Here is a 13,753-nt window from a genome sequence, read left to right on the forward strand (position 1 = left end):
TTTATATAACGCTTGACGAGGATTCATTGTGGTCGTCTTAGTTTCAGCTTCCGCTGACTTTTGACTTGACCTTATGCATCCATCATCTTCTGTTTAGTTTTCAAAGACCATTTTGCTTTGTCCGACCTCGCGACCGGAATCTTATCTTACCATCTCTCTTACTTTCTTGCAAGTAAAAGTTTTGGTAACTTGCCCAACATTGTGTGTCCGTGACACTTTTTTATAATATCACTGTTTTATTTTTGGGTCAATTATTAATTTCATCTTTTATCATAATCTGAAATCATGAAGGCCCCAAAAATTAACACACGTTAATAGGCGAAAATTAATATATCATGACAAAATATAGTTTGTCAATGACTTTTAATTTAAAAACTTTCTTCATGATAAACTACACCCCAATCGTTAGTTATGTCTAACAATTGGGGTGTAGTTTATTTAAAGCAGCTTATAATAATTCTTATTTAATTTCATCACTTTCTGCATTCTCTTCATTGACAACTCGGGCAATTGCTACGATATGATCATTCTCCGCAGTTCTCATCAGGGTCACCCCTTGGGTATTACGCCCTACGGTAGAAACCTCTTTGGCCTGTAATCTAATCATAATTCCTTCAGCACTAATCATCATAACTTCGTCCTCTTCATCAACCACCAAGGCACCCACCACAACGCCATTTCGTTTGGTGGTCTTGATATTGATAATGCCTTTTCCGCCACGGGTTTGCGTACGATATTCGGCTAATGAAGTACGTTTTCCATAACCATTGGCGGTGACTGTAAGCAATTCTGCGCCTTCTCTTGCTACATCCATATTAACGACTACATCATGATTATTTAGTGATATACCTTTTACACCTCTGGTTCCTCTACCCATGGGACGAACATCCTTTTCGGAGAAACGAATGGCAATACCTTCACGGGTACCTAGGATAATTTCTTCTTTACCCCGGGTTAGTTCCACAGCTACTAATTTATCATCTTCGTCCAGGTTTATGGCGATTAATCCATCCCTACGAGAAGAATTATACTCAATTAAGGGAGTCTTTTTAACAATACCTTTTTTAGTAGCCATGAATAAAAAGATATCTTCTTCAAATTCTTTTACTGGAATAACCGTTGTGACAAATTCATCATTATCTAAGTTTAGTATGTTTACAATGGGGGTTCCTTTAGCAGTTCTGCTTGCCTCGGGAACTTCATGTACTTTTAGCCGGTACACCTTACCTTTGTTGGTGAAAAACATCAGATAATGATGTGTAGTTGCTACAAATAGATGCCGTACGAAATCTTCTTCTTTGGTACCCATTGCTGTTATTCCTTTACCACCACGGCGCTGGCTACGATAAGTATCTAAAAGGATGCGCTTGATATAACCCTGGTTAGTAATGGTAACAACCATATCTTCCTGTTCGATAAGGTCTTCTATATCAAAACCACCGACAGCTTCATTACTGATGACCGTGCGACGGGCATCAGCAAATTTTCTCTTCACTTCATTCAATTCATCGCGAATGATGCCAAGTACCTTTTGCTCATCCGCTAATACTGAACGTAAATAATCGATTTTTTCCAGCAGTTCTTTGTATTCCTTTTCTAATTTCTCTACTTCCAAAGCAGTCAGGCTACGCAGGCGCATTTCTACAATGGCCTCGGCCTGGGTTATTGATAAATTGAATTTTTCTACCAGGCCTTTTTTGGCCTCATCTGTATTTTTAGACTCCCGGATTGTTTTAATAACTTCATCCAGATTGGCTAGGGCAATGCGTAAACCCTCCACAATGTGTGCCCTTGCTTCGGCCTTTTTTAATTCATATCTTGTCTTGCGGGTAATAACATCCTTCTGATGCTCAAGATAATAAAAAATTACTTGTGCCAAATTTAATACCTTAGGTTGTCCATCTACCAAGGCAAGCATAATAATACCAAAGCTTTCCTGCATCTGGGTATGTTTATATAACAGGTTAAGTACTACGTTGGGATTAGTATCTCTTTTTAACTCAATAACGATCCGCATACCCCTGCGGTCAGATTCATCCCTAAGATCAGTAATACCTTCAATTTTTTTATCCTTAACCAGTTCAGCAATTTTTTCAATTAACCTAGCCTTATTAACCTGGTAGGGAATCTCATTAACGATAATAACCGGTTTACCATTGCTTTTTGTCTCTATAGTGGATTGGGCACGCATCTTAACACTACCACGACCGGTACGATAAGCCTGGCGGATACCTTCTTTCCCCATGATGATAGCAGCACTTGGAAAATCCGGCCCTTTAATGACTTTCATTAAGTCATCTGGAGTAGCATTGGGGTTCTCAATCATCATTTGCACACCATCAATAACTTCTCCCAGGTTGTGTGGAGGAATGTTGGTGGCCATACCAACCGCAATACCTGACGAGCCATTTACTAGCAAGTTCGGAATTTTAGCGGGTAAAATAGTTGGTTCTTCGGTACGATTATCATAGTTAGGTATAAAATTCACGGTCTCTTTTTCGATATCTGCCAACATTTCCAAAGTGATTTTGGCCATACGGGCTTCTGTATATCGCATAGCTGCCGGAGAATCACCGTCAATAGAACCAAAGTTACCATGACCTTGAATTAACGGATAACGACTGGAAAAATCCTGAGCTAAACGCACCATAGCATCGTAAATGGATGCATCACCATGGGGGTGAAAGTCTTGCATTACCTTACCAACAATACCGGCACTTTTACGATAAGGTTTATCCGGTGTTAAACCTAGTTCATGGATAGAGTAAAGGATCCTTCTATGTACAGGTTTTAGGCCGTCCCGTACATCTGGCAAAGCTCTGCCAACAATTACACTCATGGCATAATCTAGGTAGGAGTTACGCATTTCGTTATTAATGTCTAATGGAATAACCTTACCAATTTGGGAAGTCATATATGAATACCTCCGGTTAAATAATTAAACATTGAGAGAACAGAAAGGGATATCTTGGATTATCTGCTTACTTGGTTATGATCTTTAATGACTTATAGGGTATGCCAAGTCGTAGACGTACCCTATAAAAAATTTTCCCGCTTATTTTAATTAGTTTGTTATTATATTACAAGTTTTGCCAAATTGATTATAACAAAATCATTCATAATTCGCAAATTTTTGCTTTTTAGCATAGTTTTGTTAAGCATACAAAGACCGGAGATATTGCTCCGGTCTTTGCTGCACTATCACAGAATGCCTTATTTTACAGGACCATATGCTAAATATCTAAGTTCCGTACATATTTGGCATTTTCCTGAATGAAGTCACGCCGGGGTTCAACTCGGTCGCCCATCAACATCGAAAAGGTAGCGTCTGCTTCTATGGCATCTTCTAATGTCACTTGCAGCATTGTTCTGGTATCCGGGTCCATGGTGGTTTCCCAAAGCTGTTCGGCGTTCATTTCTCCTAGACCTTTATACCGTTGAATATTTACCCTATCGGAGCCAAGTCTTTTTAATACTTCTTCCAACTCATGGTCACTGTACACATAACTATCGTGATTTCCTTTGCGGACTCTGTACAAAGGCGGTTGGGCCACATAAACATAGCCTGCTTCCACCAGTTGTCTCATGTGGCGGTAGAAGAAGGTCATTAGTAAGGTACGAATGTGGGCACCGTCAACATCAGCATCCGTCATAATAACAAGCTTATGATAACGAGCTTTACTAATATCAAAATCTTCTCCAATACCGGTACCCATGGCTGTAATCATGGCCCGTATTTCTTCATTGGCCAAAATTTTATCCATACGTGCCTTTTCTACGTTGATAATTTTACCCCGTAGGGGCAAGATAGCCTGAAAACGACGATCTCTGCCTTGTTTAGCGGAACCACCAGCAGAATCACCCTCTACCAAATACAGTTCAGAACCGCTAGGATCCTTTTCGGAACAATCTGCTAGTTTGCCGGGTAAGGCCATAGACTCCAAAGCACTTTTTCTACGAGTCAGTTCCCTTGCTTTACGAGCAGCTTCCCTGGCCCGGGAGGCGGTTATCGCCTTTTCAATAACCTTTTTGGCTACCGAGGGATTTTCTTCCAGATACGTGGATAATTTTTCGGCGAAAAGTGAATCTACAATTCCCCTTACTTCACTGTTGCCAAGTTTTGTCTTGGTTTGACCCTCAAATTGGGGTTCTGGTACTTTAACACTGATAACAATGGTTGCACCTTCTCGAATATCTTCCCCGGATAAATTGGCTTCGTTGTTTTTTAGGATATTATGACTTCGACCGTACTCATTAATGACCCGGGTCAAGGCTGTTTTTAGTCCAACTTCATGGGTACCACCATCAATGGTGTGGATATTATTGGCGTAGGAAAGCATGTTCTCTGTGTAACTGTCATTATATTGTGCCGCTACCTCAACAATAATCTGCTCTTTTTCCCCGCTGACATAGATAGGTTTCGAATGCAGCACCTGTTTGTTTCTATTCAGGTGTTTTACAAAATCCTTAATCCCGCCATCAAATTCAAATACTTGTTCGTTGATAGGGTCCTTTCTTTCATCCACCAGGACTATTTTGACCCCTTTATTTAAATAGGCCAGCTCTCGAATTCTCTGAGTCAGTGTTTCCAGATTAAAAACTACTTCCTCAAAAATTTCATCATCGGGAATAAAAGTAACTTTTGTACCAGTAGTTTTGCTTTTACCAATTATTTTTAGGTCACTTAACGGAACACCACGACTATATTCTTGTTGGTATATATTACCGTTTAATCTAATCTCTACTACCAATTTTTTGGAAAGAGCATTTACTACGGATACACCTACACCGTGCAAACCACCGGATACCTTATAGCCGCCACCGCCAAATTTACCACCGGCATGCAGCATCGTTAGAACAACTTCTACTGCCGGTCTACCTACTTGGGGTTGTATATCTACTGGAATACCGCGACCATTATCCTCTACGGTGACAGAGTTATCTTGCCGAATGGTAACAACAATTTTATCACAGTACCCTGCCAGGGCTTCATCAATACTATTATCAACCACTTCATAAACCAGGTGGTGGAGGCCTCTGGCACTGGTGCTGCCAATATACATACCAGGCCGCCGTCTAACCGCCTCCAGACCTTCTAGGACTTGAATTTGGTCGGCACTATATTTATTTACCTGCTGTTCTTGGTCCATCATATTCTGACCTCCATCTGTATACATTGACTCCACATTATACCATATCCGGTATTCCTCACTCAAGAAGGTTCCTTATCAGCGAAACTACAAAAGAAAAGGGAGTGTCGCAGAACCATTTTTTGCGCACTCCCTGGCATAGGCGGAAAAATAGCAACCTCGGTTCATTGTGCAACAGCCACTACTCGTCCTCTTGGTTTTCCAAAATGTTATCAGACCGCTTTTTTAGAGTGGTGCAGGAAATAGGGGAAATAAAAATTTCCTTTGAGGTAATTACAAAGGATTTTTCTTTATCCTGGTTAGAAATTGGTTGGATAAATCCCTCATCCTTAGCAATATCAACAAATTCCTTAGTAATAGCAGAGTTTTTTGTTCGGCAATCTAAAATGGCTATAATGTCTTTTTTTAGTACAACGACATCCCCACCTAAATGTAAAAACACTAAAGCTCCTCCTTTGCAGTAAGATTACCAGCATTGACTTGCCAAAGTAACCCAGCACCTTTGATAGTATTTTCAATTCCTCCGGTAAAACTGGTGGTAATAAAGGTCTGTACTTTGTTAATTTTGTCTAGCAACATAGATTGTCTGCTATGATCCAGCTCAAACAGAACATCATCTAGCAGTAAAATAGGGTAATCTCCAAATTCCCGGTACCACAGTTCTAATTGGGATAGTTTTAAGGACAGAGTTACCGTTCGCTGCTGTCCCTGGGAACCAAAGGATCTTGCTTCAATACCGTTGAGGGATAGAGATAAATCATCCCTATGGGGACCCAGCATAGTTTGGCATCTTTGTATTTCCGTGGGTCTCATTTTTTGACCTGTTTTAAAAAAAATTTGATAGATTTGTTCTTCTGTTAAACCGGGTTCCAAAGCCAATGAAGACAAATATTTTGCCTGTAATTCCTCGGCTCCTTCGGTAATTTTATGATGAATACTACGGGCAATAGGAATGAGTTTTTTAAGTATCTGTAGTCTAAGATAAATAACCCTGGCACCATGTCGGTATAATTGTTCATCCCAAACTTCCAGCATATCCTGGGTCTGGGATGTTCGCTTATCCCTGATCTCTTTTAGCAAAGTGTTTCTCTGCGTTAAAACCCTGGCATATTGACGCCATGTTTTACTATATCCAGGATTAAGAGAACCTACATCGTTATCTAAAAATTTTCTTCTTTCCTGTGGGGATCCTTTGACCAGATACAAATCCTCAGGGCAAAATAAGACAACACCAAAGTGATCCAACTCTGCTCTAGGTGTATCTATGCCGTTTATTATGAGTTTTTTGTTATTTTCCTTTATTTTCCATTTAATATCTACATTTCTGGAATTGAGCAATACACCAGTACGAATGGTAGTGGTGTCATTTTGCCAATGAATAATGTCTTTATCCCTTTCTGCCCGAAAGGAACGGCCACGAAAGGTATAATAAATCGATTCCAATAAATTCGTTTTTCCCTGGGCATTGGAGCCAGTGATAATGTTAATGGCCTGATGGGGTTGAAATGACTCCTCTTGGTAGTTACGAAAATTTTTTAGAGTAACATTTATGACCCGCAAAATTTCACCCTCATATCACAACTTAGAAGAACTTGGCTTAGTTTGCCCTTAGGTATGTTAGAAAGTTTTATACTTCCTGACATACCAAAAAACTGCCGGCACCTTCTACTTCTACCAGATCGTTATCCTTTAACATTTTACCCCGCCTAGTCTCGACCACATGATTTACTTTGACCATACCGGACTGAATCATCATTTTGCTCTGACCACCACTACCAGAAACATTAGCCCATTTGAGAAATTGATCTAGGCGAATCTCACTTTGCACTTTTACCCTAAAGGGCACACGAATTTTTTCTGTCAATGGAACCTCTCCTTAGATTGTGCGTACCGGTAAGACCAGGGATAAATAATCGTCTCCTTCCACTGGACGTAAGATACCAGGGCTTAGGGGACCTGAAAGGTCTAAGTAGATATCATCACTGCCAATGGCTCGTAAGGCATCGATTAGGTAAAGAGCATTAAAGGCAATTTGCATGGTATCTCCCTGTAAGTAAACTGCCACTTCCTCGTGAATTCTGCCCACTTCCGTGTTGGCAGTAATAATAATTTTTTCTTCTTCTATGCTGAGGCGAATAATTTGCGTGCCAACCCTAGCCAGTAAGGAGGCCCTCTCTACCGCTTCTAATAACTCTTTTGTTTTTAAGCGGATGCGTGTTTTATAACCTTGGGGAACCACTTGACGGTAGTTAGGGAATTGACCGTCAATTAGACGAGAAATAAATAGTGTGTCTTCCATACCAAAAATAATCTGGTTATCACCTATGGAGATGGTTACATTTTTGTCTGCAGCGCCAATAACCCTGGCTAACTCATTTAAAGTTTTGCCAGGAATGATTACATTTGTCTCCTGTAATTCTGATGAGGCATTAATTTCTTTTAAAGCTAGCCTATGGGTATCGGTGGCTACTAATTTTATTGTGCCCTCTGCAGCTTCCAGTAAAACACCTGTAAAGACAGGACGATTTTCGTCTGGCGATGTTGCAAAAAGAATTTGGCGTAGATGCTCTTTTAAATCCTCTTCAGCAATGATGATGGAATTTTTACCTTGAGGATTTGGGAAACCAGGAAACTCCTCTGCACTAAATCCATTAATGGTAATTTCGGATTGACCGTAGCGAATAACAACATTAACCCCTTCCTGAGTTTCAATTTGGATCGGGGTGTCAGGTAAACGCCGGACAATTTCACCTAGATATTTAGCCGGTAAAACGATAGAGCCTTCTTCTTGCACAGTGCAAGGAATAATACATTGAATACCCATTTCCAGATCAGTACCCTTTAATTCCAGTTGGTTGTTAGTAGCCGTCAATAAAATACCAGAAAGAATGGGTAAGGGGTTTTTGGTTGATACGGCCCGTTGAGAAGTGCTAACCCCCTGGATTAAGTTCTGACGGGTACAGATTATTTTCATAGTCGTCCCCCGTTATAAGTTTATTTTTATTTAATAGATTTTTGGACTAGTAGTAGTAATAAGGGCTGTTAATTTGTTAAGAACACTGAGAGCGTAGGTGGTTATTGAAAAAATAGCTTTTTTATACTGTGGAAAAGAATTAGAAAGATTGTCCACAACTTTAAAACAAAAATAGCTCATAAATTCATTAATCCACATTGTTAACAAAAATGTCCACCAGTTATTCACATTATTCACTGATACGTTTTCTTAATTCCTTAATGGTTTCCTGAAGCACAGGATCCATTGGCAAATCCGATATAATTTTATCGCACGCATGTAGTACTGTAGTGTGATCACGCCCACCAAAGGCATCACCAATCTTTGGTAGCGATAAGTCTGTTAATTCCCGAGTCAGATACATGGCTACTTGTCTTGGAAAGGAAACAGACCGGGTTCTTTTTTTATTTTTAAGATCATCAATACGTAGGCCATAAAAATCTGCTACTGTTTGCATAATAAGTGGAGTTGTAATAATTTTAGGCTTACTGGGAGAAATAACATCTTTCAGTACTTCTGTTGCCAATTGAGGGGTAGCTTCCTTTTTCTCTAAAGAAGAAAATGCATTAACCCGAATTAAGGCCCCTTCCAGCTCCCGAATATTAGAGTGTATTTTGTCTGCAATGTAAGCAATGGTCTCATCCGGAATACTATTAATATTCTCCAGCTGAGCCTTTTTTCTTAAAATAGCAACTCTGGTTTCGTAGTCAGGAGACTGGATATCTGTAATCAAGCCCCATTCAAAACGGGACCGCAGCCTGTCCTCCAGGGTGGCAATTTCTTTTGGTGGTCGATCACTGGAAATAATAATTTGCTTATTGGCTTCGTGAAGGGTATTGAAAGTATGGAAAAATTCTTCCTGTGTACGTTCCTTCTTTTCTAAGAACTGAATATCATCAATCAAAAGAATATCCATACTTCTATATTTATTACGAAACGCTACAGTTTGATCGTCACGAATGGAGTTAATTAGTTCATTAGTAAATTTTTCCGATGTAACATAAGCAACCTTTTGGCGCGGGTTGTTTTCTAATATATAGTGGCCAATGGCGTGCATTAGGTGAGTTTTACCCAGTCCTACACCACCATAAATAAACAATGGGTTATAGGCCTTAGCAGGTGATTCAGCAACTGCCAGTGAGGCGGCATGGGCAAAACGGTTACTATTGCCAATTACAAAGGTATCAAAGGTGTATCTTGGGTTGAGAATATTAGTATAGTGTTCGTCTGTAGTCTTTTCCTTTGGTTTACTAGGCTGATCTAGTTCTTGACCAGCTAAAATAAATTGTAGAGAGACTTCCTGATGCATAATCGCTTCGAAGGATTGCTTAATAATAGGGGCATAGCGATCAGCCAGCCAGCTTTTTGAAAAGTGGTCGGGTACCTCCATAATAATGTTGTTGTCATAGAAAGCCACTGGCTTACATTTGGTGAGCCAAGTTTCAAAGGAGTGCTTATTAAGTTGTTTTTCTAAGCGCAATAAAACCTGTTCCCACCTGCTTTGTATATCGTTTACCATGAAATAAAAAGACCCCCTGAAATTCTTAAGAAAAGTACCTTTATTTATAATCACTTTTATAATAAAAGTGAAAAAAAACCCTTAGAAGTAGTAAGGGAATAAGTGCCATCCTACGATGTCAGACTTTATAGTATTAACAGAGTTGTTCACAGTTTTATCCACAACCTGTGTAAAAGATGGATAAACTAAAATTATCCACAGGCGTACATCAATAATACCAAAACTACCAAGGCTTATCAACAAATAAATAGATATTCACATTTGGTATGGATATCTAAAACCCCTAAAAATTTCAAAAATACTAGCATCTTGACGAAGAGCCGTTATTTGCATATAATTTTCAGTGACTGTCTTGTATTTCCAACTGTTTGAATATACATAAATTCGTTGAAGGAGGTGTACTAGTTGAAGCGCACATATCAGCCTAAAAAACGCCGTCATCAGAAAGTGCATGGATTTTTGAAGCGCATGTCCACAAAGTCTGGCCAAAACGTACTCAAGAGAAGACGCTTAAAAGGTAGAAAACGTTTGTCAGCATAAGGCCGCTTCGTGGTGGCCTTTTCCTAATTTGTATATACTTTTTGTTTGTTGGATAAAATATCCATTAAAAAATCTATTTTGGAAGTTACTTTATGTCGAAATTTGTTTCTTTAAAAAAGAATTCCGATTTTAAAAGTGTATACAGTAAGGGTGTTTCCGCAGCAAACCGTTACTTGGTATTGTATAAATTACCTAGTAGGGGAATGGAAAGAAGATTTGGTTTTTCCATTAGTAAAAAGGTTGGTAAGGCAGTCTGCCGCAATCGCCTGCGTCGCATATTAAAGGAAATTTGTCGTTTAAATTTGGCGCGTTTTTCTGATAGATGCGATTATGTCTTTATTGTTCGCCAGGCCGCTGCAGACCAAAATTACCACCAGATGGAAAAGCAAGTTTGGCATGTGCTGGGTAAATTAAGTAAATAGGAGTGGGATGAATGCGGCAGGTTGTTCTGTTTGGCCTCTTCTTTTATCAAAGATTTATTTCTCCTCTCAAGCCACCTACTTGCCGATTTTATCCTACTTGCTCCCAATATTCTATACAAGCTGTTGAAAAATACGGTGTGGTAAAGGGATTGTGGTTAACTGTTAAGAGGTTAGCTAAATGTCATCCTTTCCATCCGGGAGGATACGACCCAGTATAATGTGGATGGACCTTTAAGGGAGGTTACTTATTTGTTTGGATGGTTTCATGTCATTGTAAATGGAATGACGGCTCTAATGAATTGGCTCTATGGCTTTACCTTAAGCATAGGTATTCCAAGTTATGCATTAGCTATTATTTTGTTAACGATCTTGATTAAAGTCGTTTTATACCCCCTTTCCAAAAAGCAAATGCGTTCTATGGTGATGATGCAGAAACTTGGTCCTGAAATAAAGACAATTCAGGATAAGTATAAGGGTAAAGATCCACAGGTTATGCAGCAAAAGATTATGGAGCTATATAAAGAGAACAATGTAAATCCCATGGCAGGCTGCCTGCCGCTGTTAATTCAAATGCCCATTTTGATTGCTCTTTATCGTGCTCTTTTTGCGTTTCCTTACCTTAATGAGGCCCATGCTCATTTCTTCTGGGTAAAATCTTTAAGTGATAAAGATCCATATTTTATATTACCCTTATTAGCTGCTGCAACGACTTTTATGCAGACGAAACTAACAACGAATGCACAGGATCAAACTCAGAAAACCATGTTGTACGTCATGCCTATCATGATCGGCTGGATTTCCAGCACCGTACCTTCTGGTTTAGCTTTATACTGGGTGGTATTTAACGTAGTAGGGACAATTCAACAGTGGTTTATTAATAAAGAGACCCTGCACCTTAAAGAGGGGGTAACCGGAGTTGAAGGTAGTAGAAAAGGTCGGTAAAACCATAGATGAAGCCATAGAACTTGGACTTCAAGAGTTTGGTGTATTAAGGGACGAAGTAACCATTGAGGTAGTTGAAGAGCCATCCAAAGGATTATTCGGTTTAATTGGATCTCGTCCCGCTAGGGTTAAGCTAACGTTGAAAGATAATCCGGTCAGACGCGTAGACCGGTTATTAAAAAGCATTTTTGAGGCGATGGAAATTCCAGTGGACTTTTCTATTAAAGAGCAAGATCAAATACTGCTAGTCACCATGGAAGGAGCAGATTTGGGAGTTCTTATTGGACGTCGGGGTGAAACCTTAGACTCATTACAATATCTAATTAACCTCTCCATTAATAAAAATCAAGAGCAAAGACGAAAGGTTGTATTGGATGTAGAAGGATACCGTCAACGTCGGGAAGATACTCTACAAAAATTAGCTCAGAGACTGGCGGATAAGGCTAAACAAAGAGGTAGAAGCGTGGTTCTGGAACCCATGAATTCTCAAGAACGCCGTATTATACACACTGCATTGCAGGGCAGAGATGATATTTATACCTTTAGTGAAGGTGAAGAACCTTTCAGAAAGATTATTATTTCTCCAAAGAAATAAATTTTTTAATCTCAAAACCCAGCAACATAGGTTGCTGGGTTTTTTGGCAGATCAGAAGGTATAAGTTTATCTGATCTGCATAAGGGAAAACTAAGCTTTCGCCTGCGTCTAAAGACTTGGCGTAAGCCAAGTCTTACTAATAAATTGTTATTCATTCATTAACCAAAATGATGGAGGCAAAAAAGTGCTAGAGGATACCATTGTTGCCATAGCCACTCCTTTAGGAGAAGGTAGTATCGGTGTAATTCGCATGAGTGGACCCAAGGCCATAGAAATTGGGTATAAAGTTTTTTGTGCCAAGAAAAATAAAAATTGGTTTATCAAAGATAATTACAAAATTATTTATGGACATGTAATAGATCCACAAAATAATGAAATTTTGGATGAGGTCCTTCTCTCGGTTATGCGGGGTCCCCATAGTTTTACTGCTGAAGATGTGGTAGAAATAAGTTGTCACGGTGGTATTGTTCCTTTAAAAAGAGTGTTAGATTTGTTATTACGCATGGGTGCTCGTTTAGCTGAACCGGGTGAATTTAGTAAAAGGGCTTTTATCAATGGGCGCTTAGATTTGGCTCAAGCAGAATCGATTATCGATATTATTAAAGCGAAAACTGATGCCGGAGCAAAGATTGCTATAGGCCAACTTCAGGGACGCCTATCAGAACAGGTACTTACGTTGCAAAATGAGATTCTAGGCTTAATGGCAAAAATAGAAGCAATTATTGATTTTCCAGAAGACGACATACCAGAGCAAACTTTAGATGAAATGGTTTTAACCTGTCAACGTTTAATTAATAAAATTGAAAAACTACTTGATCATGCTGATAGTGGAAAAATCTATCGTGAGGGTTTAAAGACAGTAATTGTCGGTAAACCAAATGTTGGTAAATCCTCCTTATTAAATGCTTTACTTCGGGAACAAAGAGCCATAGTTACAGATGTACCTGGCACTACCAGGGATGTTATCGAGGAAGTAATAAATATTAAAGGAGTTCCCTTAAAAATTATTGATACTGCCGGTCTTAGGGAGACTCAAGATCTAGTAGAAAAATTAGGTGTTGAAAAATCCAGACAATTATTAGGTGAGGCTGATTTAATACTTTTACTAGTCGATGCTTCCACGGGTCTAGTTAAAGAAGATTTAAATGTAATTAATTTGATAAAAGATAAACGTGTCCTCATCTTAATTAATAAAATTGATATTACTGCTAACCTTATTGATGTCAATGAGTTAAAAGAATATTTTTATGACAGCACTATTTTGGAAATTTCGGCCCAACAAGAAATTGGCCTAGATCAATTAGAGCAAGCTATAGTAGACTTAGTTTTAGCTGGTAAATTAGCCGCAACAGAAAATATTTTAGTATCTAATTCCAGGCATAAAATTGCTTTGGAAAAAGCTCATACGCATCTTAAGGAAGCCCAGCGAGGAATGAAGACGTCTATTCCAATTGATTTAGTTTCCATAGATTTAAAATCAAGCTGGGAATTTTTAGGAGATATTACTGGTAATAACGTAAGTGAAGATTTAATCGATCGGATTTTTGCAGATTTTTGTATTGGTAAATGAGG

13 protein-coding genes are annotated in these 13,753 nt (G+C 39.0%); 6 read left to right on the forward strand and 7 right to left on the reverse strand.

All coding sequences use genetic code 11. From position 1 onward, the window contains the following. Positions 1-460: 460 nt before the first annotated feature. The 7 genes from gyrA to dnaA all read right to left on the reverse strand — a co-directional run bounded on the left by gyrA (position 461) and on the right by dnaA (position 9,682). Positions 461-2,914 (reverse strand): DNA gyrase subunit A, encoded by a 2,454-nt coding sequence (gyrA, locus tag BUA78_RS10525; protein WP_072914173.1) that lies wholly within the window; start codon positions 2,912-2,914, stop codon positions 461-463. Positions 2,915-3,233: 319 nt separating this feature from the next. Then, positions 3,234-5,150 carry a DNA topoisomerase (ATP-hydrolyzing) subunit B gene (gene gyrB / locus BUA78_RS10530; protein ID WP_072914439.1) on the reverse strand — a complete coding sequence of 639 codons (1,917 nt, stop codon included), beginning with the start codon at positions 5,148-5,150 and terminating at the stop codon, positions 3,234-3,236. Between the two features lie 181 nt (positions 5,151-5,331). Continuing rightward, positions 5,332-5,592, reverse strand: a complete 261-nt coding sequence (gene remB, locus BUA78_RS10535) for an extracellular matrix regulator RemB (RefSeq protein WP_072914175.1) — start codon at positions 5,590-5,592, stop codon at positions 5,332-5,334. Continuing rightward, a complete protein-coding gene (gene recF / locus BUA78_RS10540) occupies positions 5,592-6,710 on the reverse strand; it encodes a DNA replication/repair protein RecF (protein WP_072914178.1) in 1,119 nt (372 codons plus the stop codon). Before recF ends, remB begins: the two co-directional genes overlap by 1 nt. Positions 6,711-6,777: 67 nt before the next feature. Beyond that, positions 6,778-7,014 (reverse strand): RNA-binding S4 domain-containing protein, encoded by a 237-nt coding sequence (locus tag BUA78_RS10545; protein WP_084082383.1) that lies wholly within the window; start codon positions 7,012-7,014, stop codon positions 6,778-6,780. Positions 7,015-7,026: 12 nt separating this feature from the next. After that, a complete protein-coding gene (dnaN, locus tag BUA78_RS10550; RefSeq protein WP_072914180.1) occupies positions 7,027-8,124 on the reverse strand; it encodes a DNA polymerase III subunit beta in 1,098 nt (365 codons plus the stop codon). Positions 8,125-8,353: 229 nt separating this feature from the next. Then, on the reverse strand, positions 8,354-9,682 hold the full coding sequence (gene dnaA, locus BUA78_RS10555; protein WP_072914183.1) for a chromosomal replication initiator protein DnaA: 1,329 nt from the start codon (positions 9,680-9,682) through the stop codon (positions 8,354-8,356). Positions 9,683-10,087: 405 nt separating this feature from the next. On the opposite strand from dnaA, the gene rpmH reads away from it, so the two are divergent. From rpmH to mnmE, 6 genes are all read left to right on the forward strand, one after another. Next, positions 10,088-10,222 (forward strand): 50S ribosomal protein L34, encoded by a 135-nt coding sequence (gene rpmH / locus BUA78_RS10560; RefSeq protein ID WP_072914184.1) that lies wholly within the window; start codon positions 10,088-10,090, stop codon positions 10,220-10,222. A 92-nt stretch (positions 10,223-10,314) separates the two neighbouring features. Beyond that, positions 10,315-10,644, forward strand: a complete 330-nt coding sequence (rnpA, locus tag BUA78_RS10565) for a ribonuclease P protein component (protein ID WP_072914187.1) — start codon at positions 10,315-10,317, stop codon at positions 10,642-10,644. A gap of 11 nt (positions 10,645-10,655) precedes the next feature. Further along, positions 10,656-10,862, forward strand: coding sequence for a membrane protein insertion efficiency factor YidD (yidD, locus tag BUA78_RS10570; RefSeq protein WP_072914188.1), 207 nt, complete (start codon positions 10,656-10,658; stop codon positions 10,860-10,862). 31 nt (positions 10,863-10,893) lie between these two features. Continuing rightward, the gene (locus tag BUA78_RS10575) at positions 10,894-11,586 is read left to right on the forward strand and encodes a YidC/Oxa1 family membrane protein insertase (protein ID WP_072914191.1); all 693 of its coding nucleotides are present in this window, start codon (positions 10,894-10,896) and stop codon (positions 11,584-11,586) included. Continuing rightward, positions 11,561-12,181 (forward strand): RNA-binding cell elongation regulator Jag/EloR, encoded by a 621-nt coding sequence (gene jag / locus BUA78_RS10580; RefSeq protein ID WP_072914193.1) that lies wholly within the window; start codon positions 11,561-11,563, stop codon positions 12,179-12,181. Before BUA78_RS10575 ends, jag begins: the two co-directional genes overlap by 26 nt. A 184-nt stretch (positions 12,182-12,365) precedes the next feature. Then, positions 12,366-13,751 (forward strand): tRNA uridine-5-carboxymethylaminomethyl(34) synthesis GTPase MnmE, encoded by a 1,386-nt coding sequence (gene mnmE, locus BUA78_RS10585; RefSeq protein ID WP_072914196.1) that lies wholly within the window; start codon positions 12,366-12,368, stop codon positions 13,749-13,751. The last annotated feature ends 2 nt before the right edge of the window (positions 13,752-13,753 follow it).

Source organism: Desulforamulus aeronauticus DSM 10349, assembly GCF_900142375.1.
GTDB lineage: Bacteria > Bacillota > Desulfotomaculia > Desulfotomaculales > Desulfotomaculaceae > Desulfotomaculum > Desulfotomaculum aeronauticum.

Excerpts from the sequence above, each read along its gene's own strand:
- gyrA (WP_072914173.1), bottom strand. The coding sequence starts at position 2,914 with ATGACTTCCCAAATTGGTAAGGTTATTCCATTAGACATTAATAACGAA.
- dnaN (WP_072914180.1), bottom strand. The coding sequence starts at position 8,124 with ATGAAAATAATCTGTACCCGTCAGAACTTAATCCAGGGGGTTAGCACT.
- gyrB (WP_072914439.1), bottom strand. The coding sequence starts at position 5,150 with ATGGACCAAGAACAGCAGGTAAATAAATATAGTGCCGACCAAATTCAA.
- rnpA (WP_072914187.1), top strand. The coding sequence starts at position 10,315 with ATGTCGAAATTTGTTTCTTTAAAAAAGAATTCCGATTTTAAAAGTGTA.
- yidD (WP_072914188.1), top strand. The coding sequence starts at position 10,656 with ATGCGGCAGGTTGTTCTGTTTGGCCTCTTCTTTTATCAAAGATTTATT.
- dnaA (WP_072914183.1), bottom strand. The coding sequence starts at position 9,682 with ATGGTAAACGATATACAAAGCAGGTGGGAACAGGTTTTATTGCGCTTA.